Raw genomic sequence first — 26915 nt, forward strand, 5'->3', positions numbered from 1 at the left:
ATTGATGATTATGAACAACGTTCCGTTAGCAAAAATGGCCGCGCTGGGCCTGGCTTTGACCGCTGCAGTACCGGCCGCCAACGCAGCAATATCGCTGGATCGTACTCGCGCCGTTTACCTCAGCGACGCGAAATCAATCAGCCTGAATATTGTCAACGAAAACAAGGAACTGCCTTTCCTGGCGCAGTCCTGGCTGGAAAACGAGCAGCACCAGAAAATCACTTCGCCGCTGGTGGTGTTACCGCCGTTGCAGCGGGTTGAAGCCAATGAACGCAGCGTGGTGCGCATCACCAAGACGCCGGAGGCCGATCGTCTGCCGCAAGATCGCGAGTCGGTGTTCTATTTCAACCTGCGTGAAATTCCGCCGAAAAGCAGTAAAACCAACGTGATGCAGTTGGCACTGCAAACCCAGATCAAACTGTTTTATCGGCCAAAGGCCATCGTCGCGCCAAAAGGCGAAGTGTGGCAGGAGAAGCTGGTATTTCGCAAAAGCACCGGCGGTTTCACCGTTGAAAACCCTACGCCGTTTTACATCACCCTGACCGGCATGACTCGCCAAACGCAGAAACAGGGCGGCGGCGCGCTGGGCGACTTCCAGCCGGTGATGCTGAAACCGAAATCGAGCGAAACCATTAAGGTGCGCGACAACGGCCTCAACAGCTTTGTCATCACCTATATCAATGACTACGGCGGTCACCCGGAGCTGCGCTTCGCCTGTAACGGCAGCGTGTGCAACGCCGTGCCTGAGACCAAAAAATAAGGAGATTCCGCATGGCTGAATTCACCGGCGGCCGCCTGCGGCCCCTGCTGATCGCCGCGCTGCTGGTTAGCGGCAGCGCGACGGCGGCAACGCCACTGGGCGTGATCCAAGGCACCACCGGCACCGTCAGCTTTCATGGCGGCCTGCTCAGCTCCCCGTGCAGCCTGACGCCGGACAGCCAGGATCAGTCGATTGATTTGGGTGATGTTAACGCGCGCGATTTTCAAAACGCCGGCGATCAGAGTGCGCCGGTACGTTTTCGCCTCTCGTTCCGCAACTGCCTGCTGGGGGCCAAAGCCTTGGCGGATAACCCGGCAGGGCAACGTAACGGCGATGCCGGGCAGCTCTATTTGCAGGGTGAACAGGCCGCCACGCTGGTGTTTCTCGGCGAAAGCGATATCAACAACCCCGATCTGCTGAAACTGAACGGCGGCGTACAGGGCATCGGCCTGCGTTTGAAGGATCAGCAGGGCCATGCGCTATCGCTCAACCAGCAGAGCCGGCCTTACATTCTGCAGCCCGGCAGCAATACGCTGTGGTTCAGCGCCAGCGTGGAATCCACGCAGCGAGCGGTGATGGCGGCCGGTTTTTCCGGCGTGGCGCACATTCAGGTGATTTACCTGTGAGGTTCACAAACGTGATGAAAAAAACCTACCTTAACTCCTGCCTGCCGCTGGCACTGGCGCTGACGGCTCCAGCCGTGTGGGCCAACGGCTACGTCACGCCGGACGGCGGGGCAAAGCCATTTTATATCGACCTGAATGAAAGCAATATCACCAACAAGGTCGGTTTTACCAAAGAGTTTCCCTATTCGTTAGGTGGCCAATATACCGGCAAGGCCTATTGCGATACGCCGATCCCTCGTAGCCCGCACTTTTATAAGTCGGATTCGGCATTGCCCGCCTCCGACTACGGCAACGGCTATTTGAAACTGAATGACTATCTGGACCTAAAAGCCGAGGTTTGGATCGCCGGCAATAAAAAAGCCTATGTCACCGTGCCGTTTTATAACGTCTCAAATGAATACACCAACCACTCTTGCAATCCGCCATATGCACAAATCAATAACTACGAAAGTGGATCCAAAGGTCGGGTCACCTTCCGGGTACGCAAAAAAATTATTAACGGCGTACAGATCAATGACCGGCAGATCATCGAGATGTATGGCCGTTTGGGGTCAACCGACGCAGGTTTCGGCCCCAATCCGATGGCGCAGGTGTTTATTCAGTCCGCCATTCTCTACGTGCCGGATAAATGCGTGGTGAACGAAGGCCAACTGATCAACGTCGAGTTCGGTGAAATCGGCGGCAGCAATCTGAACGGCGCCAGCTACCCACAAAGTATCCCGGTGCGCTTCCAATGCGAAGGCGGCAGCTTCGAAGACGGTACGCTGAACATCAAACTGGCGGTCTCCGGCACCCCGGCGCCCTTCACCAATAACGCATTTAAAACCGATAAAACCGACCTCGGTATCGAGATCAAGCATAACGGCCAGTTGGTGATCCCAAATGAGTTTTACCCGGTGCCAAATATCGGTAACGGCGGTAGCTGGAACCTGGTTGCCGTACCATTGGCCAACGGCGGTAAAGAAATCGCGGAAGGGGAATTCAACGCCTCTGCCACCATTGTGGCGGCCTTCGAGTAATTCAGGGAGAAACAGACGATGCGTTTACGCGCTTTAGCGATGCTCAGTTGCACGCCGCTACTCTTTTCGGCACTGCCGACGCTGGCGGATACCGAGCTGGTCGGCTCACCGCTGCAGTTCCACGGCACCGTGGTGAGTCGCCCCTGCAATATCGAACCGCAATCGGCCGATCAGGTGGTGGAAATGGACACGGTGATCGTCAAAACCCTGTACCGCTACGGCCATAGCAACCCGGTGCCGTTCAACATCAAGTTGACCGACTGTAAAACGGCGGTGTTTAAAACCGTCAATGTCACCTTCAGCGGGAACGAGGACAGCGAACTGCCGGGCAAGCTGGCGATCAATAACGGCGCCAACGGTGCCGCGATCGCCCTGTTTGACAGCAAGGGCGCGGACATTGATTTGAACCAGGCCACCAGCGCGATGACGTTGCAAGACGGTGCCAATATTCTGAATTTCACCGCCTATGTGCAGGGCCATCCCAGCGCGATACAGAATAAAACCATTACCGAGGGTGAGTTCAGTTCGGTAGCCAATTTCGTACTGGCTTATCAGTAAGTCGGCGCCGCAGGAACACGTCATGATGTCCAAATCTAAAGCAGCCTGGTTATTCGGGTTGGCGGCATTTTATTGCCTGATCGCCATGCACATTTACTGGCCCAATCGCGGCGGCAGCGGATTCTATCTGCCGTGGAATCTGGTCGGCGGGATCTTCATCGCCCTGTTGATCATAGGTGCGATGCTGTTCAGCCGTCCGCCGCTGGCCACCTCCGGCTTCTTTAACCTGCTGGCGTCCGGCAGCCTGATTTTACTCCTGCCGCTATTGTGGGCTCAACAGCCCTGGTTAAGCGAAGCCTTGCCGCGCCTGATGGGATTGGTGCTGGGCGTTCTGGCCTACTTTGCGCTGCTGCAAATCCCGCTCGATCGCCGGTGGCGGCGCAGGCTATTGATGCTGCTGCTGGCAGCGACGGTTATCGAAGCCTTGCTGGGCCTGGTGCAATACAGTTTGCTGCAGCCGGGCAACTGGATGGGCTATAACACCTTGAAAAACCGCCCTTACGGCATCTTCCAGCAGTGGAACCTGATGGCCAGCTTTATGGCCACCGGCCTGGCGTTGGCGCTGTATCTGCTGAGCGCCCGTCGCCCTTTGTCGCGCAGTTTGCAATGGCTGGCCGCCGCCATGCTGCTGCTGGCACCGCTGTTGTTGATCGTTATCGCCTCCCGCGTCGGACTGCTGGCGGCCCTGCTGCTGTCTCCGCTCCAACTGTGGATGCTGTACCGCCTTAACCGCCGCCGCGCCGGCATCGCCCTGCTGTTGTTGATGGCCGGGGTAAGCGCCGGGCTGTTGCTGGTGATGCTAAATGGCGCTACGCGGGCGCTTATGCTGCCGGAACCGATTTTTTACCGACTTACCTACTGGCAAGAGGCGCTAGACATGATCGCCGAGCGTCCCTGGTTAGGTTGGGGTTACGGCCATTTTCAGCACGATTTTCTGCATCATTTTTACACCACTCACAGCAGCGGTATGGAAAGCGTTGCCATCAGCCACCCGCACAACGAGATATTGCTGTGGGGCGTCGAAGGCGGTCTGCTGAGCCTGAGCGGTATCGCCCTGATCGTCTGGGGACTCTGGCATTTGCTGCAGCGCACCCGCGCCCTTGCATTACGGCCCGCGCCCTGGCTGGCGGCGTTGCCGATCCTGCTGCACATGATGGTGGAATACCCGCTTTATCTCTCCGCCGCCCACGCGGTGCTGCTGCTGGTGATTCTGCGCGTTAGCGACCTCCGACGCCGTTTGCGGCTGCCCTCCCATTCGCAGCTCCCGCTGCGGCTGACCACTGCGGGCATCGCTGCATTGATGGTGCCGTATCTGCTTAACGGCCTGCACAGCGCGCTGATCATTACCGCTGTAGAAAAAAGCGGCCTGCGGCAATTCGGCCCTATGAACCAGGTCATCACACCGACGCCCTGGCAGGTCCGTTACGACTATGACATGCAGTTGCGACAGCTGCTGCAATACCCGCAAACCCGCGATATCGCTACGTTGCTGAGCTACCAGCAATGGGCTGAAAACGAAATCCGCGTGCGGCCAGACGCCAATATTTACATCAATTTGATGGCGGTCAGCCGGCTACTGCAACAGCCCCAGCGAGCCGCCGAGCTGCAACGCCAGGCCAAGCGACTGTTTCCGCACGATGCGCGCTTTGAGGAGTAACTATGCTTAATATCCGGTTCACCCTGTTGGGCAGCGATAACTTTTATCAGCTCGGACTGCGCCTGCTGGTAGAGGATTACCTCCATAACCTGAATGCAAGCAGCCGCGGCACCTCGGCCGATTTGCTAAATATGGAGCCGATAGAAATCGTCTTCCGCACAATGGAAGACAGCTGCGGCTGTGCCCGCTGCTACCAGAGCCCTTATCAGACGCCGCGCCATCGGCAAATGACAGTGCTGATCCTCAACGACCGCGATGCTCACTACGAGCACAAGCATCCGGCGCTGTTTAGCATTAATCGGCGCGATGATGATGCCGTCGTTCGCGCAAAACTGCAGCTGGCGCTGGAGCGCTTTTGCCAGCAGCCCTGGGTCGCCCTGCACGCCAGCGGCATCTGGAAATGCCGACAGTGCCGTATTGCCGCCCTGAGCAGCTGCGAAAAGAAGGTGCTGAAGCTGATGAGCTCCGGCATGTCCGCCTGTACCATCGCCGGTATGCTGCAGCGCAGCCAGAAGACCATCAGTGCCCATAAGCGCTCGGCGATGCGCAAGCTGAACGTCCACAAAAGCATCGAATTGAACAAGATGCTGCTGAATCAATTGGGATTGAACTGAGTGGCCAGCGCAGTCAGGCCGGTGCGAATTTACGCTGCAGGAAAATTTCCGCCAGCATGCACCGCGCCCCGCCGCCGCCCAGATCCTCAATGATATCAATAGGTCCAAGCGCCAGGCGCGCATAGCTGCCGAGCAGCGTTTGCTGCTTCGGGGTGAAATGAGCCCAGGCCCGGGTGGACATGGCGTAAACCGGGTGGCCGTCTTTGGCGCGCAGTTCCAGCACGTTGCACGCAAAGGCCTCCATCTGGGCAAAACTGACATCGATAATGGTTTTTCCGCTGCGTGTGAGCGAAGCGATCAGCGCACTTTTTTGCGTTTCGTTGCGGATGCTTTCAAGGCAAACAATGGCATATTCCGTACCGACGCTCAGCATCACGTTGGTGTGATAGATGGGCCGATTATGGCGGTCTGCAGCCTCGAACCAGACAATCTGGTAGCCGGAGTGTCGTTCAAATTCGCGGCCTACCTCCGGCGAACTGCGTGAAGACCGGCAGGCGTAAGCCAGCTTATGCCGGTGATCCAGGATCAGCGATCCGGTACCCTCCAGAAAGCGCCCCGCCAGTTCGTGGGCGGAAAGATCAATTTGCCGTTCAACCACAAAATCATTGGCGAGCTGCGTGATAATGTCCTGGCGGCGCTCCCGTCGTCGGTTCTTCGCTTCCATCGGAAAGGTGAACAGGCTGCCGTCCCCCAGCAGAGCAATCCAGTTATTGGGAAATAACGCATCCGGCGTTTCCTGCCCGCCAGTATCCTCTATCACCGTAACGTCGATACCGGCTTGCGTCAGTGCGTCGACGTAATCATTGAAGGCAGTTAATGCCAACGTTGCCTGATTTTCATTATGTTCCGTGATTTTTTGAAAGAAGTTGCTGTGCCGGGTTTCTCGATTGGCGGCGAAGCCGAATGGCCGCACCATAAAAACGGATTGGGTGGTTTGCATGATGTTTCTCACAGGGTTCGGGATAGCGACGCCGCCCTATTATGGAAAATCAATTTGACGCCAAACAGTGTGATAACTGGCTAAATTGCTCTATATTTTTACAAATCGCCACTTCAAACCGACACTTTGCCACCATGAACGATACCGACCGCCAAATCCTCGCGCTGCTGCGCGAAAATGCCCGTAGCTCGGTGACCGAACTGGCCAATAAGGTCCGGGTATCACGCGCTACGGTGCAAAAAAGAATTGAGGCGCTGGAGGCGCAAGGGATCATTACCGGCTACACCATCCGTGTAAAACCGGGGGTGGAACATAACCGCATCCGCGCCTGGATGTCCGTGGCGGTCGAAGGCACCAAGGCGCAAAGCGTGTTGCAACAGCTGCGCGGCGAGCCCGCGGTGTTTACCCTGCACACCACCAACGGCAAGTGGGATATTTTGGTGGAGATCCGCACCGACAGCCTGGAGAACTTCGACAAAATCCTGGGGAGAATTCGGCGCATTGCCGGCATTTCCAGCACCGAAACCAGCATCCTGCTGTCGACACACAAGGCCTGACTTAAGGTTTGTGCCGATGGAACATCGCCGCGAGCATTTCCACGATCAATGCCGCGTAGCGGTTATCGGGATCCAGATCCGGGTCGAATACCGATACCGTCATGCCGCAGCACAGCGGATTTTGCAGCAGCTTAGCCCCGATATTTTCCAGCCAAAGACGATCGATACCGGGGCTGCCGGGGGAATCCACCGCCGGCATCACGGCCTGATCCAGCACGTCCACATCAAGGTGCAACCAAAATCGCCACTCTGGCTCGGCGGCCAGCATCTGGTCGATATGCCGTATAATTTCCGCCCTGCCCATCAGGTTCGCGGCAAAAACATCGATACGCGTGATGGCAGTCTGATTGATATCCGGCCAGGCGAAATCCACGTCGCGGCACTCTCGCTCACCCAATTGTAAAATCTGGCAATCCGGTACCAGCGGCCCTGCCACATCGGGCCATTCGGTCAACAATGCCTCCCCGCGGCCGGTTGCCAATGCCAGATCCATCCCCGCCACCGCGCCCAACATCTGCTGAGGATCGTAGTTGCCGGGATGACGAAAGTCGCTGTGCCCATCAATGTGCACCAGCGAAAGCGGCCCTGCGCGGCGCCCGCCCGCCAGCGCGCCCAACAAAATTGAGCAGTCACCGCCAATCACCAGCGGGAAGTCACCACGCGCTTGCACCGCGGCCACCTCTGCAGCCAGCTCTAAATTGAAAGCGCGAATGGCATGGCCATTCCGTATGCGGGTGCCCGAGGGGGCCAGCGGCGAATAGGTCGGCGACACTAACTCATGGATGGCCTCCGCCGCCAGCCGTTGAGCCAACCCCTGTGCCATCAGCGCCTGTGGCGCTCGCCAGGTACCGGGGATATGGCTGGGCCACAGAGGGCGCAGCCCCAGATTGGTCGGGGCCAGAATGATCTGCATGCGGGTCACCTAATGAAAAACTCTCTTCAAGCCAGCTTAGCCTATGAGTCGGTTTTCGCCTCACGGCATCAGGAAACAGGCTGCGGTATTGCCACGATAAACAGGCTTTATGCGTTTTCTGCCTCGCCCATTAAAGCAAGAGGTGCCTTTTTACGCCTGTCCTTGGCCGTTTGCCGCTTTAGTTCGCGGGTTACCATGACCGTTTATGCGTTTATCGGTAACAGGACAAGGTGCTTGGCAGTGGGAAAACCCTTTTTACGCAGTGGCCGTTTGGATGATGTGCTTGCATTGGGCGAGAATGGACAGCCGGTTTACGCCTGCGCGTTGCAGCTGCGGGAAACTCTGCGCATTCGTCAACAGCAGCCGGCCGCTGATTGTCTGGCTATCCCGCAACCTAACGAGGCGGGCACTCACATTGACTGGTACTCGCCTTTCCCTGGAAAAGTCACCTCCTGGTTGGCAGCGAACGAGGCTCAACGCGCTCAGGCCGTGCACCTGTTGGAGCGCAGCCTGGCAACCTTCAACGCCCTGATCGCCGAGACACAGACGACCGACCATCCCAGCCAACGCCTTTTCGGCGCCTTGTTAAGCAAGGCGATGCAAATACCAGATCCCAACCATGTTTATCTGGTCGACGATAAACCGGTGCTGACCTTTTGGGGCTTTATCAGGCCACAGGCACAGTGTCAGGACGATCCGCTGGCCTGCCTGCGCTCAGCCGAAGAGCCGGCAGAAAAACCGACGCCAATTGCCGCCACTCCGCGCGTAGAGGTGGCCCCCGAGCCTCAACCTGTTGCGGAACCCGAAGCCCTGACGCCAGAAATTATCCCCGCGCCGGTGCGCAGGCCGTGGCGCCGCTACGTGTGGATGGCGCCAGTGATAGCGATCATGGCCTTGCTGGCGGGTTGGCTGAGCCAAACGAATCCCCCACCAGCCACATCTCCGGCGGTGCTGGCACCATCACCTTCGCCTGTCGGTGTCGCCAAGCCGATCCCCAAGCTGCATCTGCCATTGGCACACGCCACGCTAATGCCGCCGCCGCCCGTCCCGGTGGTGTTGCCGCCGGCGGACAAAAATTCGCTGGTACTGCCAGCCGCAGCGGTCAAGGCCGGCTCCACCCGTTTTCTCAACGGCAGATGGCGCGCGACGGTGGCGTTGAAAGATCCGCTGACCGGCAAACGGCCCAGCCTGCAATACCGTCTCAATAACGGAAAAGGCACCGCCAGCATCACCTACGGCGATGCCATCACCTGCCGGGCGCCGATAGAGGCCGGGCTGATGCAGTCAGGCAATCTGGTGATCAACAGCCGCACCAAAGCGCGTTGCAGCGACGGCAGCCGCTACCCACTACCGGAAATCGTCTGCAGGCAAAATGAGACCGGCCCGGCGGAATGCACCGGCCGTTACGCTGCGGACACGGTTTATCCCATGACGTTAAAGCGCGAGAGTAAATGATGCTGGCCCCCCTTACGGACTATAAAAACGCCATTACGCTGATTCAGGACAGCGGCATCCAATTTCTGGACTTTGCCCTGACGCCGGTTTTGGATGCCGATTTTCCGGGCAAGTTTGTCCGCCAGACGGCGAGTGGCCCACTTTTACGCCTGCAGTGGCATGCCGACAGCGGCAAATACCTGCTGCCCGCGCAGCCGGGGCAGGTCGATGAAGTGGTGCGCCCTGAATTCAGTTATCCCCTGCAGCAATCTTTGCGGCTGTTGGATAAGACCTGGCTGCCACTACCGTTCTTTCGCTACACCCCTTCCGGGGCGTTTCTGGCCGGGCCGGACAACTGGGCACGCATGCAGATCCTTCAGTTGGATACCCCCGATCAGGACGGCAACTCGCTGCGGGTGGTGCTGGCATTCGATACCCGTATCGCGACGCCAGGCCAGGAGGCGTTAGCCCCGAGTGAAAGCGATCTCGACACCGGACTAAGCTTCGCGCTGGCCCACCGCAATCACGATCTGGGCGAGTTTCTCGATCTGACCTGGGTGGACGGTTGGCTGCGCGAAGTCTTTACCGAAGGCGCCACCACGTTGGAACAACGTGCCGAAGCTCAGATCTACACCGGGTTGAAAACTTTCGAATATCAGGCGCACTACCTCAACGTGTTGAACATGCTCGGCGACCAACTGGCGGTGCCGCAGATAAAGATCATCGCGGCCACGCTGCAGCAGCCCGCGGTCAACGTGGACGTGATTCTGGACGTCGGCAACTCCCACACCTGTGGCGTGCTGGTCGAAGACCATCCGGAAGAAAGCAACGGCCTGAAGCAGACCTATGAACTGCAGCTACGCTCGCTCAGCGCGCCGCACTGCGTGTACAACGAACTGTTCGAAAGCCGGGTCGAGTTTTCTCAGGTTTCGTTCGGCAAACCCGGCCTCTCGTTCCAGAGCGGGCGCGACGACGCCTTTGTCTGGCCTTCCATCACCCGCGTGGGCCGCGAGGCCGCACAGCTGGCGCAACAACGGCAGGGTAGTGAAGGCACCACCGGTATTTCCAGCCCCCGCCGCTACCTGTGGGACGAAGAACGCTATGCGCCTGGCTGGCGTTTTAACGGCAAGCAGGAGCCGATGGCCACCGCAGCTCCCTTGACCACCCTGTTAAACGATGAAGGCGTTCCGCTTTCTGCGCTGCCGTTAGCGGAACGGCTACCGGTATTCGCCGCCCATTACAGCCGCAGCGCGGTTATGACGCTGATGCTGACCGAGTTGCTGACGCAGGCGCTGATGCAGATCAACAGCGTCGCCCAACGGGCAAAAATGCCGAATGCCACCGCCCCGCGCCGCCTGCGAACTATCATCCTGACATTGCCTTCGGCGATGCCGAAACCGGAACGGGAAATTTTCCGCCGCCGCATGCAGGAGGCGATTGGCCTGGTGTGGAAAGCCATGGGCTGGCACCCGCTGGACGCACCGTTCGACGGCAAGCAAACCCGCTTCCCCGTTCCGCAGGTGCACATGGAATGGGACGAGGCGACCTGCGGCCAGATGGTTTATCTGTACAACGAAACCCAGGTGAACTTCGCCGGCCGTACCGACGCCTTTTTTGCCAGCATGGCCCGACCGGATCGCCCTTTGGCAGCCGATGAACCGGCAGGAAAAACGCTGCGTATCGCCTCCATCGATATCGGCGGCGGCACCACCGATCTGGCAATCACCCAGTACAGGCTGGACGATGGCGTAGGCAATAACATCAAGATCAACCCTCGCCTGCTGTTCCGCGAAGGCTTTAAAGTCGCCGGTGACGATATTTTGCTGGACGTGATCCAGCTGTTTATCTTGCCCGCCGTGCAGCAGGCTATCGAGGACGCTGGGGTCGCGGCCCCGGTGGCCGTGATGGATAAGCTTTTCGGCAATGAAGGCCGCATGGACGGATTTTCCACCCTGCGCCAACAGGCCGCGCTACAGATTTTCATGCCTGTCGGGCGTGCGTTGTTGGCAGCTTATGAGGATTACGACCCGCTGGATGCCCAGGCCGAAGTGGCCGCCAGCCTGGACGAACTGTTGCCTCAAGCCCCAACCCCGCAAGTGCTGGCGTTTATCAACGGCGAGATCCAGCGCGAAACCGGCACTTCTTCTTTCGATATTTTGCACACGCCGCTGGTCGTCCGCCTGGGTGACTTGCACAGCGCCTTCTTGTCTGACCGGATCGGCATTGGCCGCTGCCTGCGGCTGCTGTGTGAAGTGGTGGCGCTGTACGCCTGCGATGTGTTGCTGCTGACCGGCCGCCCGGCACGTTTCCCCGGCGTCCAGGCCCTGCTGCGCCATCTGCAGCCGCTGCCCGCCAGCCGCATCTTGCCGCTCGAGGGCTATCACACCCGCAGTTGGTATCCATTTAACAAGCGTGGGCGTATCGATAACCCCAAATCCACCGCCGCCGTGGGAGCGATGCTGTGCCTGCTGGCCATCGACCTGCGCCTCGAGAGTTTTTACTTCAACGTTGGGGATTTCCAGCCCTATTCCACCGTTCGCCATCTGGGCATGCTGGACGGCAATAACATGCTGGCGGACGATAACGTCTACTATCGCGATATCGATCTGGATCGCGCCGATTTTGCGCTGGATCCCGCCGGCTGCTTTCAGCTGCGCGGTCCTTTGCGCCTTGGGTTCCGTCAGTTGGACAACCCGCGCTGGCCGGCATCGCCGTTATATACGCTGACCATCACCGATCCCCTGTTGGCACGCAAGCTGGCTGGCGATGCGGTCATCAGCCTGCGGTTGGCCATTACCGGCAGTGAAGCGCAAGGTGCCGAGGGCGTTAAAATTGCCCAGGCCATGCTGGCCGACGGCAGCCCGGTTCACGCACATCAGCTACAGCTTAAACTCAATACCCTGGCTGCCAGCGCCTCTGGTGCAACCCATTACTGGATCGACAGCGGGAGCATTTATCAACGATGAAACCTATCACTTCAGACCCGATAAACCGCCTCAGCGACGGAATTATCCAGGCCATTGACTGGGTCGCCGGCGCACGGCAACAGTCGGCTCGCCTGGACCGGGAAGCCGATAACCTGACGATCCGTTTGCGCCGCAGCTACAATCAGGCGCGGAAGTTGGACACCGCCACACCTCACCGCGTCGCCATCGGCCTTTATGGTCATAACGCGGCTGCCAAAGCCCACCTCTTGGCGGCATTGGCCCCCGGCGCCGCGCTGCTTTCAGAGGATTGCCCGTTGGCAGTACGCTACTGCGCGCCCGCCGTCGTAACATCCCCAGCTTATCCGGTGACCATCACCTTGCTGGATAACGCGCAGTTGCTCGCCATGACGGCCAGTGCAGCGTTGATGAACGGCTTTCGCCCGGATGGAGACGCACGAGCTATTGCCGCACACCTGAATACATTGGAACGCCATCGCCAGCCCATGGCGATTGGCGGCATGGACAGCAATGCCATCGTGGCGCTGTGGGACACTCTTCGTCACCACGGCGGCAAATGGCAACAGGCGCTGGACCGCCACTTCTGGCCGCAGGCCGTCTCATTGGCCCCCTATCTGAGCATTGACGACCGGGCCCGCCTGTTCGCACCGCTGTGGGGTGAAGACCCGGCGCTGACCATGCTCTATCGTCAGTTGGCGCATAGCCTCCAGACGCTGGGCTGCTGCGAACGCGTACAGGCCGCTCTACAAGCTTTGGATCCCGATACGGGTATTCAGCATGCCCACGCGGTCACCACGCCAGCCGAGGTGAAACTTTCTGTAATGACAGAAAACGGCGCCGTCGTGGATGTCGCGCAGGCCGATCTCGCGTGGTTAGCTGCCGAAGTGACAACACCTCTGCCCGCTGGGCTGCCCGTCGACGCTGAGCTTCTCGACATTCCAGCCAGCCTCCGTCGCTCAGACGGCGATCTGACATGGCGTATGCAACAGGCCAAACGCGCCAATCTGCTGACCCACTACGCCGATAATCTACAGACCAGTCTGTTGCTGGTCAGCGATGCCGCCGGCACGCCACAGGAGGCCAGTCGAACCGGCCATGCGCTGGCCTACTGGGTTAAACGCACTCAGGGGGAAAGTGCTGCGGTACGCAGCCGTCGTAAGCCCGGTTTAATCTGGGCAATCACGCCGTTCGACGCGTCGCGCGAAGGGAAAGCCCGCCCCGACGACGCCGTTCAGCGCTACGTCGGTGAGCCCGGCGACAGTTGGGCCACCCTGCTGGCCATGGATGAACGCGACTGCCGCCGCATGACGGACTATCTGATGGCGCAGGCGCGCCCGGCATTGAAACAAGCGCGCATTCAGGAACTGCAACAAGAATTGCGGCGTGAGCTGAGTGAAAGCCTGCTCGGCAACTGGCTTGCCGCAGCGGATCCGCAGCGTGTGCAACAGCGCAGCCAACAACTGCTGCGAGCCTTGCAGGCGCAGGCTGGGGCGCATGGTGAATTGCTGGAATGGCTGTTGCCGCAGCGCGACAGGCTGCGCCAACTCTTCGTGCAGCAACAGCATGCTTCACCGGCACCGACTGTCGCCGCACCGCCGTTCGATATGGAGATCGACCTGTTTGGTGAGGAAGATAGCGCCGTGACCAGCTCGGTGGAACATGGGCGTTCTTCCTTTGCCCAAAAGGTATTCGCCGACTGGGTTAATCATCTGCGTTGCCTGCCGGACAATGCCCAACTGCTGACCCTGTTGGGCGTCGAAAAACCGCAGCTGGAACTGCTGGTCGATGCGCTGATTAGCGCCGCCTGCCGTCTGGAGATTGACGCAACGCTGGAGCGCGCATTGGCCGCAGGCGCCCTGCCGGAACAGGGGGAGGATCGTCAGGTCAGCCAGGCGCTGACGGTATTGAGCGATTTCGTTGCCTGGCTGGGCTTCCAGCAGCGTGAGGCGGCTTTACGCCCCGCCAGCCGCATCAATCCCGGCCAGCCAATCTTTACCCCACCACCGCAGCCCGCGGTCGACTGGGGCAATCAGCAGCGCTTGACCAAACTGGCGCCCACGCCGGCGAAAAATGCCGCCTTCTATATCTACGACTGGCTGGTCGGGCTGCAGCGGCTGCTGGCGGAAAATGCGCAGGCGGGCTCTACACTCGCAGCCGCGCCGCATGCCGCGCTGGAAGCCATAGTGACAACCCTTGCCGGCAATGACGGGCACTGACAAATTCAGGTAAGGCCACGTAACTTATGCAGGTAACGACGCTGCAACGTGAAAGGCGACGGGTATATTATACTGATTAATTATCCGTCGATCTGAGGACATCAGCGTGCGCCCATTCAGCCTGAAGAAAATCGATCACCTGGTACTGCGCGTCACCGACCTGGAAAAAAGCCTTCAATTTTATACCCAGATACTGGGATGTGAAATCGCCAGACGGCGTCCCGATCTGGGGCTGGTACATCTGCGCGTCGGCGTTTCCATGCTTGATCTGGTCGACGTCGAGGGCGTGCTGGGGAAAAAAGGCGGCCAGTATCCCGACGCTCGCCAGCAGAATGTCGATCATTTCTGTTTGCGCATCGATCCTTTCAACGAGGGCGAACTGTTAGCATATTTGCGATCGCAGGGGATCAGCGTTGATCCCCCCGAATCCCGATTTGGCGCAGAGGGCGACGGGCCGTCTCTCTATTTCACCGATCCAGACGGCAATCGCGTGGAGCTGAAAGGCCCAGCGGCGTAGCGTCGCAAGGATATTCCGCAGTATTGAATGATTGGTTCCCGTCGCCGGCTTAACCCTAGTGCCTGATACCGTGCAGCGCCATCAGCGCCTCGACGCAGGGCTGATGCTCAGCCACCCACCTGCGCGCCGTATTGTGCTGCTCCCACTTGATGTCCGTCAGGTGCGCCATGTCAAAACGCGGCATATCCTGCTGATCCAACGGATAAAGGTGCGGGCGTACGATTTCAAACATCGCCTGCCCGCAGGCTGAGATTGCCGCGATGACTTCGGGATCCTGCGTGGCAAGATCCTGTTTGAAGTAAAACCGGAAAGGATAAGCCGACGCAGGCGGCTGGACATGCCGGGAATCCAGCCCCAGGCTGCTGAGATAGGTATGCGTAAGCGAAGGAGCTTGCTCATTTGCGCTACGGGGGATCATGATCACCGGATAGCTTTCCAGTACGCCGGTCTTGGGCGAGTCTTGCTTGAAAATAGAGTTGAAGAACGCCTGATCGACCGGAATTTCCGACGTATCCATGCCATTTTCAAGCCGATCGCGATAATACTCGCGCATCTGCGAAGAGAACATTACGCCGTAGCCGCTTTTTCCTGTGGGTTGAATATCGATTTTGAGGAAATCGTAAACAGGTAATGCCTGGCTATCCACTTCATGTTCCGCACGGCAAAAAACCGACAAATACGACAATTGCAATGAGGCAGTGGGCAGCGCAGAAGGATAATTGCTTTTAAACAGCGCATTGGCGCGGTTCAGGAACCAGGTCAGGGCTTCTGGACCACTGTGTGCCAGATCGTTGATATTGTTATAGCGCAGGAAACCATTGGCGTGGTTTTTTAATTCTGTAACCTGAAGTTCTGGGGTAATAGGTATTTGCCGAACAAAGAAAACGCCATTCATAATAATTTCTCACTCGAAAACATGAAAAATAATTATAGATGAGGTTTTTCACTCGCTGTAAATAATAAAAATCAGGTTATCCACCATTAATTAAATAAATTTAGATAGAATAATTAAACTAAAAATAATACCAAAAAACTTGATTTACAAATAATTTAAATACCGCTAAATACAATAAATTGAATATCGACGGATTACTCTGTTTCGTGCGGTACGCATTATTTATTTATCGGTCTTAAACCATAATTTTATTTGCTGCGTCGGTTCCGCCCGACGCAGCAAATGCCGGCTTTTACATCACCCCGGCGGAAATTATTGCTTTTGAGCCGCCAGCGCCTGAGCGCAAGCCCAGGCAGAACTCCAGGCCCACTGGAAGTTATACCCCCCCAGCCACCCTGTCACATCCACCACTTCGCCAATAAAGTACAGGCCCGGCACCTTGGCGGCCTCCATGGTCTTGGAGGACAGCTCTTTGGTGTCGACGCCGCCGAGCGTCACTTCCGCCGTGCGGTAGCCTTCGGTACCGTTGGGTTGTACGCGCCAATTCTGCAAGGTTTCCACCAACGCTGTCTGCTGCGTCGGGTTCAGTTGCTTTAATGTCGCTTCCGGCAGTTGGCCCAAGGTCTGCAAACATTCCACCAACCGCTTCGGCAGGTGCAGCGCCAGGGTATTTTTCAGGCTTTGATTAGGGTGTGCCTGACGTTGCTCATTGAGGAAGCCCGCCAGATCAAGCGTAGGAAGTAAGTTAACACTCACAAACTCACCGGGCTGCCAGTAGCTGGAAAGTTGCAATACCGCCGGCCCGGACAGGCCACGATGGGTAAACAATATGCTTTCGCGGAAGCTGACGCCGTTTTCTGCGGTGATCACTGCCGGCACAGAGACGCCAGACAGGGTCTGCAAATGCTCCAACAGCGGTTTATGCAGCGTAAAAGGCACCAGCGCGGCGCGCGTTGGCAATACCTTCAGGCCAAACTGCTCCGCCAGCTTATAGCCGAACGGCGTCGCGCCCAGGCCCGGCATCGACAATCCACCGCTGGCCACCACAAGTGAGCGAGCGCTCACTTTCTCACCATTCAGCGCCAGTTCGAAGCCTTCTGCGGTTTTTTCTACGCCCAGCACTTCGCTGCGCAGGCGTGTCGTCACCTGACCCTGCTCGCACTCTTTCACCAGGAGTTCGACCACCTGCTGCGCCGAGTCGTCGCAAAACAGTTGCCCCAGGGTTTTCTCGTGGTAGGCGATGCCATGACGGTTGATCAGATCGATAAAGTCCCACTGGGTGTAGCGTGCCAGCGCAGATTTGCAGAAATGCGGGTTATTCGACAGGTAAGCAGCAGGCTCCGTGTACATGTTAGTAAAGTTACAGCGTCCGCCGCCGGACATCAGGATTTTGCGCCCCGGTTTTTTGCCGTTGTCGAGCAGCAGCACCCGGCAGCCGAGTTGCCCTGCCTGCGCCGCGCAAAACATGCCCGCTGCGCCCGCACCTATTACCACGACATCAAACTGTTCCACCTGCGCCTCTCTGAATAAAAACCACAATCGCGACAAAAGGCCGCTATTTTACGCCGTATCGCTACCGGTAACCGACAACTTTACGGCGGCAGATTGTAAAGCCATGCAGCCCTCAACGCCATAGTAAGAAAATATTACAGCGAGACATTCAGCATAACGCGCTGATATTTCATGTATTTGTCATACCAACGCCATCATTTCGTCATATCGAAATCAAAAAAACGTCATATTTTCCTTTTCCCCGGCCCCGGTTGTCACTGATAATGCGCGGCGTTCATGTCCACAAACTGGCGTAACGCTTATGCTGCATTTGTTCGCTGGCCTGGATTTCCATACCGGCCTGATGTTAATTCTCGCATTGTTGTTCGTGTTGTTTTATGAAGCCATTAACGGTTTTCATGACACGGCCAATGCGGTTGCTACTGTAATTTATACCCGTGCCATGCGTTCGCAACTTGCGGTTGTGATGGCTGGCTTGTTCAACTTTCTTGGCGTTATGCTCGGTGGTTTGAGTGTTGCTTACGCCATTGTTCATCTGCTGCCAACCGATCTGTTGTTGAACGTCAGTTCAGCGCACGGATTAGCCATGGTGTTCTCCATGCTGCTGGCGGCTATCATCTGGAACCTCGGCACCTGGTATTTCGGTCTGCCGGCCTCCAGCTCTCATACGCTGATTGGCGCAATTATCGGTGTGGGTTTAACCAACGCACTGATGACCCACACTTCGGTGGTGGATGCGCTTAACGTCCCGAAAATGATCGGTATTTTCCTGTCATTACTCATCTCGCCGCTGGTCGGCATGATGGTCGCCGGGTTGATGGTGTTTGCCTTGCGCCGCTATTGGAGTGGCACCAAGAAACGCCAGCGTATGCACATGACCCCTGCGGAACGTGAAAAGGTCGACGGCAAACGCAAGCCGCCGTTCTGGACCCGTATCGCACTGATCCTGTCTGCTATCGGCGTTAGCTTCTCGCACGGCGCCAACGATGGTCAGAAAGGCATCGGCTTGATCATGCTGGTGCTGATCGGCGTTGCGCCGGCCGGCTTCGTGGTCAATATGAATGCAACTGGCTATGACATCACCCGTACGCGTGATGCCGTGACCCACCTGCAGCAATATTACCAGCAGCACAGCGACGCCTTGGCGCACGTGGTCACTCTGACCCCACTGGTGCCAAGCCCGGATGAGGACGTCTCGCCGGATAAACCTATCGAGTTCCACTGTGACAGCGCGCGCGCCATGCCGGCGATTGAGCTGACCCAGGGCTTGCTGAACAATCTGCAAAGTTACGATCAACTGACGGTAGAACAGCGTAGTCATCTGCGCCGCCTGCTGATGTGCGTAACGGATACCGCAGACAAGATCGCCAAGCTGCCGGAAACCTCGGCCCAGGACCAACGTTTCCTGAAAAACCTGCGTCAGGATCTGCTGCAAACCGTTGAGTATGCACCGATCTGGATTATCGTCTCGGTTGCTCTGGCGTTGTCACTCGGCACCATGGTCGGCTGGCGTCGCGTCGCCACCACCATCGGCGAGAAAATCGGTAAGAAGGGCATGACCTACTCTCAGGGCGTGTCGGCTCAGATGACCGCTGCCTTGTCGATTGGCGTTGCCAGCTATACCGGCATGCCGGTTTCCACCACCCACGTACTCTCTTCGGCGGTAGCCGGGACGATGATCGTGGACGGCGGCGGTGTGCAAAGCAAAACCGTGAAGAACATCCTGTTGGCCTGGTTGTTAACCCTGCCAATCTCGATTCTGCTTTCCGGTTCGCTGTACTGGTTGGCGCTTAAGGTGATCTAAGCAGTTTGCCTGATGAGAAAGGCGGCCCTGGTGGCCGCCTTTTTCTTTGTCTGTTGCAGAAAGAATCGGCCGGATTCAATACCAAATCATCAGCGCAACCAGGCTGATCACCACCAGTCCGCACAGGGCTGAGGTCAGCATAAACTGCCCGCGTACACGCTCACAGCGGCGAATAAACTCCGGATCATGGTGCTCGACATAACGCTGCGAGAAGATATAGCGCACCAGCCGTATCTGCTTGCTCGGCTGGCCATGAGCGGTAAAGAAACCACCGCCGTCGACATATTGATACAGCAGCGGGTCACAGCCGCGCAGAACCACCAATAGCGCGCGCAGAGAAGAGTAATACCGCACCATGTTTAACACACACACCACACACAGAGCCCAAAACAGCGCGACGGTACTGATCATGATTGCCTCCTCAAGGCGTTGTTATCCACGGCGCTCCGCCGGGTCCAACTGCCCTACCTCTATCACCCATTACTGCTGGAGCTTACCGCTCCGATCCCCTTTGCACAGCACAGGCCGCGCATAACCCACCGCCTCTGGAAACACCCCATCGCCATGCAGATGCACACGCGCAGGTTTGATACAGAGGAGAAATGATAAGGCCTATAGTCATTATTGTAGGTTAATGAAACGCAAACTGGCCTGAGCAGTAGATAAAATTTACCGCAAGCCATCCATTTGTCATCCATCTATTGGTTATAACTGATAACCGCCCTGCCTGAGGCCGCCGGAGTTTTCCACTGCCCTAAAGGGCATTTGGGGCTATACTCTGTTTAAGAATGCTTATATTTCAATCGGTCAACCCAGCAACCGCATCATGGGCGATAGGCTTTTCTGCCCAGCGGGTGTAAAACTGACGGTAGGAAGATAAAGAGAGTTTTTTGATGCGGTGCAGTGTGATCGCCTCAACATATCATTGTGTTATCTGAATGATAAAATGAAACCTGAAGCGCCAGGCTGGTACGCTAAATGCCTGCTAACCTTTTAATCGGCATTATATGGAAGGAGTATTCTCATGGCTTACAAACACATTTTGATTGCGGTAGACCTATCCCCGGAAAGTAAAATCCTGGTGGAGAAAGCCGTATCTATGGCGCGTCCGTACAACGCCAAAGTTTCCCTGATCCACGTAGATGTTAACTATTCCGACCTGTATACCGGCCTGATCGACGTTAATCTCGGCGATATGCAAAAACGCATTTCCGAAGAAACTCACCACGCATTGACCGAACTGTCGCAGAATGCCGGCTATCCGATCACCGAAACCCTGAGCGGCAGCGGCGATTTGGCGCAGGTATTGGTTGATGCCATCAAGAAATACGATATGGACCTGGTCCTGTGCGGCCACCATCAGGATTTCTGGAGCAAGCTGATGTCCTCCGCACGTCAGTTGATCAACACCGTGCACATCGACATGCTGATTGTGCCGCTGCGTGACGAAGACGAAAAAGCCGAAGATTAAGTCGGCGCCGCTAAACAGACTTGCCCAACGCCCGCGATTGCGGGCGTTTTTCATTCCGCCGACATCAATAATCGCTTGATAATCAACCGCCCTCCAGTGATATAGTCGCTAAAGACACAACATCCTCCCCCAGGTTTTATCCATACCAATATTTATAAAAATAATGGGGGAAATTAATAGTATTACCCTATGAATTTCGGGCTGTAGCCGGGCAACAACGCTGCAGCTTGAAAGACGACGGGTATAAAGGAGTTTTCCATGGAAAATACCGTATCGGTAGAGTCTTTCTTGTCCTCGCTTCAACAACATAATCCCCACCAGCCGGAATTTTTACAGGCGGTCAGGGAAGTCTTCACTTCGCTGTGGCCTTTTATCGAGCGTAATCCGCGCTATCGCGAATATGCGCTTCTAGAGCGTTTGGTAGAGCCCGAGCGTACCATCCAGTTCCGCGTCAGTTGGGTCGACGATCGCGGCCAGGTGCAGGTCAACCGCGCCTGGCGCGTGCAGTTCAACTCCGCCATCGGGCCTTATAAAGGCGGCATGCGCTTTCATCCTTCGGTCAATTTGTCGATTCTGAAGTTCCTCGGCTTCGAACAGACGTTTAAAAACGCCCTGACCACCCTGCCGATGGGCGGCGGAAAAGGCGGTTCGGACTTTGATCCCAAGGGGAAAAGCCAGGCGGAGATCATGCGTTTCTGCCAGGCGCTGATGACTGAACTGTACCGTCACCTCGGGCCGGATACCGACGTGCCCGCCGGCGATATCGGCGTTGGCGGTCGTGAGGTCGGCTTTATGAGCGGCATGATGAAAAAGCTGTCCAACAACACCGCCTGCGTGTTCACCGGCAAGGGGCTTTCATTCGGCGGTAGCCTGATCCGTCCAGAGGCCACCGGCTATGGGCTGGTCTATTTCACCGACGCCATGCTGCAACGTCACGGGCTGGGTTTTGAAGGCATGCGGGTTGCGGTTTCTGGTTCAGGTAACGTGGCTCAATACACCATTGAGAAGGCACTGGAGCTGGATGCGCGCGTGATCACCGTATCAGACTCTGGCGGTACTCTGGTCGATGAAGCCGGCTTTACCACCGAAAAACTGGCCCATTTGGTGGAGATCAAGAATCAGCGCTATGGTCGAGTGGAAGATTATGCCCGCGAACGTGGCCTGACCTATCTGGCCGGCCAGCAGCCCTGGAACGTGCCGGTGGATATCGCCCTGCCGTGCGCCACCCAAAACGAGCTGGATTTGGCTGCCGCACAGACGCTGATCCGCAACGGGGTTAAAGCTGTGGCGGAAGGCGCAAATATGCCGACCACCATTCAGGCGACCGATGCATTCCTGGACGCCGGGGTGCTGTTTGCGCCGGGCAAGGCGGCCAACGCCGGTGGGGTTGCTACCTCCGGGCTGGAGATGGCGCAGAACGCCGCGCGCATCGGCTGGCGCGCCGAGAAAGTGGATGTACGTTTACAACATATCATGGCGGATATTCATCACGCCTGCGTGGAATACGGCGGCGAGGGTAAGCAAACCCACTACGTACACGGCGCCAATATCGCCGGATTCGTCAAGGTAGCCGACGCCATGCTGGCGCAGGGCGTGTTGTAACAGGTTCATAAGGTGATCTTGTTCACACATTGCTAAAATGCTTCAATGCCGGCGCTCAGTCCGGCATTTTTACCCCTGCAAAACCCGATTGCCCCGCCTCATTTGTTTTAAATATGTAAATCATTATGGTTTTTATTGTTAATTTTATGATGATTTTCTGTGGTAAAATTACCACCACTGAATTATTCAACAATTAATTAACATTAAAACCGTCATATTTTTACTCCAATGTGCACAGATCACAATTTCCCAACTCTCGTTACGTCCCCTCTTCCATTCCTTTGTAATCTGCTCAGGTGGAAAAACAGCCACCCCTACAGATAAAAAAGGTACAGCGAATGAAATTTAACCTCGCATTATTAAATGCATGTGTGGTTTCTGCGTGCATGTTATCGACAACACCTGCCTTTGCTGCTGAAAAGTACGAGATTGCCGTGGTTGCCAAAGTGACCGGCATTCCCTGGTTCAACCGTATGGAAGTCGGCGTTAACGACGCGGCCAAAAAGCTCGACGTCAATGCCTACCAGACCGGGCCGTCCACCCCAGACCCGGCCGCACAGGTGAAAGTGATTGAAGACCTGATCGCCAAGAACGTCAACGCCATCATCGTGGTGCCTAACGACGCCAAGGTGCTGGAGCCGCTGCTGAAAAAGGCGCGCGAGAAAGGCATCGTGGTGCTGACACATGAATCCCCGGACCAGCAGATTGGCCAGTGGGACATTGAAACCATCGACAGCGAGAAGTATGCGCAGGCCAACATCGATGAGCTGGCGAAAGACATGGGCGGCAAAGGCGGCTATGCCATTTATGTCGGCTCGCTGACCGTGCCGTTGCACAACGCCTGGGCGGATTCCGCCATCAAGTACCAGAAAGCCAAATACCCGGACATGTTCGAAGTCACTTCGCGCCTGCCGGTGGCGGAAAGCATCGATAAGTCCTACGCCACCACGCTGGATTTGATGAAAACCTATCCGCAGATGAAAGGCATTATCGGCTTCGGCTCCCTCGGCCCGATCGGTGCCGGCCAGGCAGTCGCCAAGAAGCGCGCCAAGGACAAGATAGCCGTAGTCGGTATTGCCATGCCGGCACAGGCCGCACCTTACCTGGCACGCGGTGACATCAAGAAAGCCCTGTTGTGGGACCCGAAAGACGCCGGTTATGCCCTGGTGACGGTGGCCGATCAACTCTTGCAGGGCAAAGAAGTGACCAAAGATTTGTCGATCGAAGGTTTGGGTAAAGCCGACGTCGACATGGATAAAAAAGTGATTCGGTTTAATAAAATTCTTGAAGTCACCAAAGATAATGCCAAATCGCTAGGATTTTAATTTTCAGTAATATTACGCCACACCGGGAAAGTCATGAAACAACGAAGGGCGCAATATATTGCGCCCCGAGTTTCAGTCACTACCATAATAAAAACCTGCACAGGTTAACGCTATGACCACATCCACCGCATTTATCACCCTGGAAAATATCAGTAAGAGATTCCCAGGCGTGCTGGCCTTGGACCAGATCAACCTGACGCTAAATATTGGCGAAGTGCATTGCCTGGCCGGGCAAAATGGCTGCGGAAAAAGCACCATCATTAAAATTATTTCCGGCGTTTATCAGCCGGAAAAAGGCGCCAATATTTCGCTTGAGGGTAAACTTTTTCATTCTCTGACGCCGCAGCTGTCCGGCTATTACGGTATTCAGGTAATTTATCAGGATCTGTCGTTATTCCCCAACCTGACCGTGGCGGAAAATATCGCCATTCACCGCTACCTGCCCGGCGGCCATTTCTGGGTGCGCAAGCAGGTGATGCGCCAGACGGCGCTGGATGCCATGGCGCGCGTCGGCGTGCATATCGATCCCGACAAGAAAGTCGAAAAACTGTCGATTGCCGATCGCCAACTGGTGGCCATATGCCGCGCCATTGCCGCCGACGCACGGCTGGTGATCATGGATGAGCCAACCGCTTCGCTGACGCGGCAAGAGGTCGACGGCCTGCTGCGGGTGGTCAACGAACTGAAAGCGGCGGGCATCTGCGTGGTGTTCGTCAGCCACCGACTGGATGAAGTGATGGAGGTCGCCGACCGCATCAGCGTGATGCGCGACGGCAAGCTGGTCGGCACTTATCCCGCCAGCCAGTTGGACAGCCATGAGCTGGCGTTCCTGATGACCGGCCAACGCTTCCATTACAGCCAACTGCCGGCGCTGGCGTCCACCGATAGCGCACCGCTGCTCGAGGTTCGCAATCTCAGCCGGCGCGGAAAATACCAGGACATCAATCTTTCACTGCACGGTGGCGAGATCGTCTCGATCGTCGGGCTGCTTGGCGCGGGCCGTACCGAGCTGTGCCTCAGCCTGTTCGGCATGACCCGTCCCGACAGCGGAGAAATTCGTATCGACGGCCATCCGGTCCAACTGCACAACAACCGTGAAGCGGTACGCCAGGGTATCGGCTATGTGTCGGAGGATCGTCTTACGCAAGGGCTGATCATGGAGCAGTCGATCTACGACAACACCATCGTCACGGTCTTCGATCAACTGCACACCTCGCTCGGGCTGCTGGACCATGCCAAAGCGACCGAGCTGGTTAACCGGCTGATTCGCGATCTGAACATCAAGGTTTCCGACAGCGCGCTGCCGGTAAAAACCCTGTCGGGCGGCAATGCGCAACGTATCGCCATCGCCAAATGGGTAGCAACGCAGCCGAAGATCCTGATCCTTGACTCACCTACCGTCGGAGTGGATATCGCCAACAAAGAGGGGATCTATCAGATCGCCAAAGATCTGGCCGCGCTCGGCATGGCGGTGCTGATGATCTGCGACGAAATCCCGGAAGCCTATTACAACAGCCATCGGGTGATGGTGATGCGCAAGGGCGAGCTGATCGCCGAGTTTTCGCCGCACCACAGCACCGAACAACAGATCGCCGAGGTGGTGAATGGATAAGTCATTATTGGCCCGCCTGGCCGGCCGGCACGAGTTTTACCTGGGCCTGCTGGTGTTGTTGCTGGCAATAGGCCTGAGCGTCAGCACCAGCGAGTTTCTGACGCTGGGTAACCTGACGGATGTCGCCACCAGCTACGCCATTCTCGGCATTCTCGCCTGCGGCCTGTTCGTGGTGCTGATTGCCGGCGGCATCGACATTTCATTCCCGGCGATCACCGCCATCGCGCAGTACGTGATGGCCAGTTGGGTCATTCAACACGGTGGCGGCTTCCCGCTGGCGTTCGCACTGGCAATGGGCGTCGGCCTGCTGCTCGGGCTGGTGAACGGTTTTCTGGTCTATTGGCTGAAGGTGCCGGCGATCATCATCACCATCGCCACGCTGAACCTGTTCTACGGCTTACTGGTTTACGCCACCAACGGCACCTGGCTGTACGGTTTCCCCGACTGGTTTATGGATGGCATCAGTTGGTTCTCGTTCCAGGGGGCCGACGGTTATGACTACGGCCTGACGCTGCCGCTGCTGTGCCTGCTGGCGGTAATTATCGTCACCGGCGTACTGATGAACTTTACCCGCCTCGGCCGCCAAATTTTCGCCATGGGCGGCAACCGCGATGCGGCGTCACGCCTGGGGCTGAACCTGCTGCGGCTGCACTTCTACGTTTACGGCTACATGGGCATTCTGGCGGGTATCGCCGCGGTGGTGCAGGCGCAGATAACCCAGTCGGTAGCCCCCAACTCCCTGCTCGGTTTTGAGCTGACGGTGCTGGCTGCGGTGGTGCTGGGCGGCACCAGCATGACCGGTGGGCGCGGCTCCTTGACCGGCACGCTGCTGGGCGTGGTGCTGTTGGCCTTCCTGCAAAACGGCCTGACGCTGCTCAGCGTGTCGGCCTATTGGCACCAGGTGTTCAGCGGCGCGATCATTTTGATCAGCATCAGCAGCACCGCCTGGAATGAAAAACGCAAGCTGGCCAAGGAGCTATGACATGATCCAGTTAACCCGTCTGATCCCCAACGATCGGATCATCCGCCTGCAGAGCGCGATCATTATCGCCGTGGCGCTGCTGTTCGCCGGGCTGCTCGGATCGCGCTTCTTCAGCCTTGGCAATTTCCAGTCGATCGCCTCGCAGCTTCCTATCCTCGGCATGCTGGCGCTCGGTATGGGCATTACCATGCTGACCGGCGGCATCAATCTGTCGATTATCGCCGGTGCCAACGCCTGCTCGCTGGTGATGGCAGCGATTATCGTCAGCCACCCGGACCAACCGCTGTTTCTGGCGCTGGCACTGCTGGCCGGGCTGCTGGTCGCCGTCGCCATTGGCGCGCTTAACGGCATGTTGGTCGCCTGGATTGGCGTTTCGCCCATCCTCGCTTCGCTCGGCACCATGACGCTGATCACCGGCCTGAATATTCTGCTGTCCAACGGCGCGGTGATCTCCGGCTTCCCGGCGGCGATTCAGTATCTCGGCAACGGTAGTCTGCTCGGCATTCCGGTGGCGCTGCTGCTGTTCCTGCTGGTATCCGTTGGCCTGTGGCTATTGCTGGAGCACACCACGCTCGGGCGCAGCCTGTATCTGATTGGCTCCAACGAGCAAGCCACCCGTTTTAGCGGCGTGAACACCGCCCGGGTACAGATTGCGGTCTATATTTTGTCCGCCCTGCTCGGCTGGGGTGCGGCGCTGCTGATGATGGCCAAATTCAACTCGGCCAAGGCCGGTTACGGTGAATCCTATCTGCTGGTGACCATTTTGGCCTCGGTGCTGGGCGGCATTAACCCGGACGGTGGGTTTGGCCGGGTGCTGGGTCTGGTGCTGGCGCTGATTGTGCTGCAAATGCTGGAAAGCGGCCTCAACCTGCTGGGCGTCAGCAGCTATCTGACCATGGCCCTGTGGGGCGGTGTGCTGATCCTGTTTATCGCATTACAGAATCGAAAAGCCTGAC

Annotated in this window: 23 protein-coding genes; 18 read left to right on the forward strand and 5 right to left on the reverse strand. The window is 57.2% G+C overall.

Annotation, left to right across the window (positions count from 1 at the left end):
* Positions 1 to 4 precede the first annotated feature (4 nt).
* The 6 genes from AAZT04_RS22870 to AAZT04_RS22895 are packed head-to-tail and all read left to right on the forward strand — an operon-like array spanning position 5 to position 5234.
* Positions 5 to 760: a fimbrial biogenesis chaperone gene (locus AAZT04_RS22870; protein WP_020837416.1), complete on the forward strand. Its 756-nt coding sequence runs from the start codon at positions 5 to 7 to the stop codon at positions 758 to 760.
* An 11-nt stretch (positions 761 to 771) separates the two neighbouring features.
* Complete coding sequence (locus AAZT04_RS22875) at positions 772 to 1386, forward strand: fimbrial protein (RefSeq protein WP_116691625.1); 615 nt, start codon at positions 772 to 774, stop codon at positions 1384 to 1386.
* 14 nt (positions 1387 to 1400) lie between these two features.
* Complete coding sequence (locus AAZT04_RS22880; RefSeq protein WP_434681946.1) at positions 1401 to 2405, forward strand: fimbrial protein; 1005 nt, start codon at positions 1401 to 1403, stop codon at positions 2403 to 2405.
* 18 nt (positions 2406 to 2423) lie between these two features.
* Positions 2424 to 2963 carry a fimbrial protein gene (locus tag AAZT04_RS22885; RefSeq protein ID WP_434681897.1) on the forward strand — a complete coding sequence of 180 codons (540 nt, stop codon included), beginning with the start codon at positions 2424 to 2426 and terminating at the stop codon, positions 2961 to 2963.
* A gap of 22 nt (positions 2964 to 2985) precedes the next feature.
* Complete coding sequence (locus AAZT04_RS22890) at positions 2986 to 4620, forward strand: Wzy polymerase domain-containing protein (protein WP_434681899.1); 1635 nt, start codon at positions 2986 to 2988, stop codon at positions 4618 to 4620.
* A gap of 2 nt (positions 4621 to 4622) precedes the next feature.
* The gene (locus AAZT04_RS22895) at positions 4623 to 5234 is read left to right on the forward strand and encodes a helix-turn-helix transcriptional regulator (protein ID WP_401527842.1); all 612 of its coding nucleotides are present in this window, start codon (positions 4623 to 4625) and stop codon (positions 5232 to 5234) included.
* Between the two features lie 13 nt (positions 5235 to 5247).
* On the opposite strand, the gene ctlX is transcribed toward AAZT04_RS22895, so the two are convergent.
* Positions 5248 to 6174: a citrulline utilization hydrolase CtlX gene (gene ctlX / locus AAZT04_RS22900; protein WP_048760450.1), complete on the reverse strand. Its 927-nt coding sequence runs from the start codon at positions 6172 to 6174 to the stop codon at positions 5248 to 5250.
* 41 nt (positions 6175 to 6215) lie between these two features.
* Between ctlX and AAZT04_RS22905 the strand changes: the two genes are divergently transcribed.
* Complete coding sequence (locus tag AAZT04_RS22905; protein WP_232103496.1) at positions 6216 to 6731, forward strand: Lrp/AsnC family transcriptional regulator; 516 nt, start codon at positions 6216 to 6218, stop codon at positions 6729 to 6731.
* Between the two features lies 1 nt (position 6732).
* Here AAZT04_RS22905 and AAZT04_RS22910 read toward each other — a convergent pair whose 3' ends face one another.
* Positions 6733 to 7644 (reverse strand): arginase family protein, encoded by a 912-nt coding sequence (locus AAZT04_RS22910; RefSeq protein ID WP_434681903.1) that lies wholly within the window; start codon positions 7642 to 7644, stop codon positions 6733 to 6735.
* Between the two features lie 240 nt (positions 7645 to 7884).
* On the opposite strand from AAZT04_RS22910, the gene AAZT04_RS22915 reads away from it, so the two are divergent.
* The 4 genes from AAZT04_RS22915 to AAZT04_RS22930 all read left to right on the forward strand — a co-directional run bounded on the left by AAZT04_RS22915 (position 7885) and on the right by AAZT04_RS22930 (position 14756).
* Positions 7885 to 9099 carry an SrfA family protein gene (locus AAZT04_RS22915; RefSeq protein WP_434681905.1) on the forward strand — a complete coding sequence of 405 codons (1215 nt, stop codon included), beginning with the start codon at positions 7885 to 7887 and terminating at the stop codon, positions 9097 to 9099.
* On the forward strand, positions 9099 to 12044 hold the full coding sequence (locus AAZT04_RS22920; protein WP_434681948.1) for a virulence factor SrfB: 2946 nt from the start codon (positions 9099 to 9101) through the stop codon (positions 12042 to 12044). Before AAZT04_RS22915 ends, AAZT04_RS22920 begins: the two co-directional genes overlap by 1 nt.
* Positions 12041 to 14239: a virulence factor SrfC family protein gene (locus AAZT04_RS22925; protein WP_434681907.1), complete on the forward strand. Its 2199-nt coding sequence runs from the start codon at positions 12041 to 12043 to the stop codon at positions 14237 to 14239. Before AAZT04_RS22920 ends, AAZT04_RS22925 begins: the two co-directional genes overlap by 4 nt.
* 106 nt (positions 14240 to 14345) lie before the next feature.
* A complete protein-coding gene (locus tag AAZT04_RS22930; protein WP_048760442.1) occupies positions 14346 to 14756 on the forward strand; it encodes a VOC family protein in 411 nt (136 codons plus the stop codon).
* Positions 14757 to 14811: 55 nt separating this feature from the next.
* Here the strand turns inward: AAZT04_RS22930 and AAZT04_RS22935 are convergent, their stop codons facing one another.
* Together AAZT04_RS22935 and AAZT04_RS22940 are read right to left on the reverse strand one after the other, a co-directional pair.
* Complete coding sequence (locus AAZT04_RS22935; RefSeq protein ID WP_129941709.1) at positions 14812 to 15651, reverse strand: putative oxygenase MesX; 840 nt, start codon at positions 15649 to 15651, stop codon at positions 14812 to 14814.
* 312 nt (positions 15652 to 15963) lie between these two features.
* Entirely contained in the window at positions 15964 to 17163 is a 1200-nt protein-coding gene (locus AAZT04_RS22940) for an NAD(P)/FAD-dependent oxidoreductase (RefSeq protein WP_048760547.1), read from the reverse strand.
* A 301-nt stretch (positions 17164 to 17464) separates the two neighbouring features.
* Here AAZT04_RS22940 and pitA point away from each other — a divergent pair, with 301 nt between their 5' ends.
* Positions 17465 to 18967, forward strand: coding sequence for an inorganic phosphate transporter PitA (gene pitA, locus AAZT04_RS22945; RefSeq protein ID WP_020837436.1), 1503 nt, complete (start codon positions 17465 to 17467; stop codon positions 18965 to 18967).
* A gap of 75 nt (positions 18968 to 19042) precedes the next feature.
* On the opposite strand, the gene uspB is transcribed toward pitA, so the two are convergent.
* Positions 19043 to 19378: a universal stress protein UspB gene (gene uspB, locus AAZT04_RS22950; protein WP_020837437.1), complete on the reverse strand. Its 336-nt coding sequence runs from the start codon at positions 19376 to 19378 to the stop codon at positions 19043 to 19045.
* Between the two features lie 613 nt (positions 19379 to 19991).
* Between uspB and uspA the strand changes: the two genes are divergently transcribed.
* The 6 genes from uspA to AAZT04_RS22980 all read left to right on the forward strand — a co-directional run bounded on the left by uspA (position 19992) and on the right by AAZT04_RS22980 (position 26914).
* The gene (uspA, locus tag AAZT04_RS22955; protein WP_012147365.1) at positions 19992 to 20438 is read left to right on the forward strand and encodes a universal stress protein UspA; all 447 of its coding nucleotides are present in this window, start codon (positions 19992 to 19994) and stop codon (positions 20436 to 20438) included.
* Positions 20439 to 20696: 258 nt separating this feature from the next.
* A complete protein-coding gene (gene gdhA / locus AAZT04_RS22960; RefSeq protein WP_020837438.1) occupies positions 20697 to 22040 on the forward strand; it encodes an NADP-specific glutamate dehydrogenase in 1344 nt (447 codons plus the stop codon).
* A 338-nt stretch (positions 22041 to 22378) separates the two neighbouring features.
* Positions 22379 to 23365 (forward strand): autoinducer 2 ABC transporter substrate-binding protein, encoded by a 987-nt coding sequence (locus AAZT04_RS22965; protein ID WP_434681912.1) that lies wholly within the window; start codon positions 22379 to 22381, stop codon positions 23363 to 23365.
* Positions 23366 to 23477: 112 nt separating this feature from the next.
* Positions 23478 to 24977 (forward strand): sugar ABC transporter ATP-binding protein, encoded by a 1500-nt coding sequence (locus AAZT04_RS22970; protein WP_046374940.1) that lies wholly within the window; start codon positions 23478 to 23480, stop codon positions 24975 to 24977.
* Positions 24970 to 25959 carry an ABC transporter permease gene (locus AAZT04_RS22975; protein WP_046374939.1) on the forward strand — a complete coding sequence of 330 codons (990 nt, stop codon included), beginning with the start codon at positions 24970 to 24972 and terminating at the stop codon, positions 25957 to 25959. Before AAZT04_RS22970 ends, AAZT04_RS22975 begins: the two co-directional genes overlap by 8 nt.
* Before the next feature lies 1 nt (position 25960).
* On the forward strand, positions 25961 to 26914 hold the full coding sequence (locus AAZT04_RS22980) for an ABC transporter permease (protein ID WP_048760437.1): 954 nt from the start codon (positions 25961 to 25963) through the stop codon (positions 26912 to 26914).
* The last annotated feature ends 1 nt before the right edge of the window (position 26915 follow it).

Source organism: Serratia sp. Je.1.23.a (genome assembly GCF_051129805.1).
Lineage (GTDB): Bacteria > Pseudomonadota > Gammaproteobacteria > Enterobacterales > Enterobacteriaceae > Serratia > Serratia liquefaciens.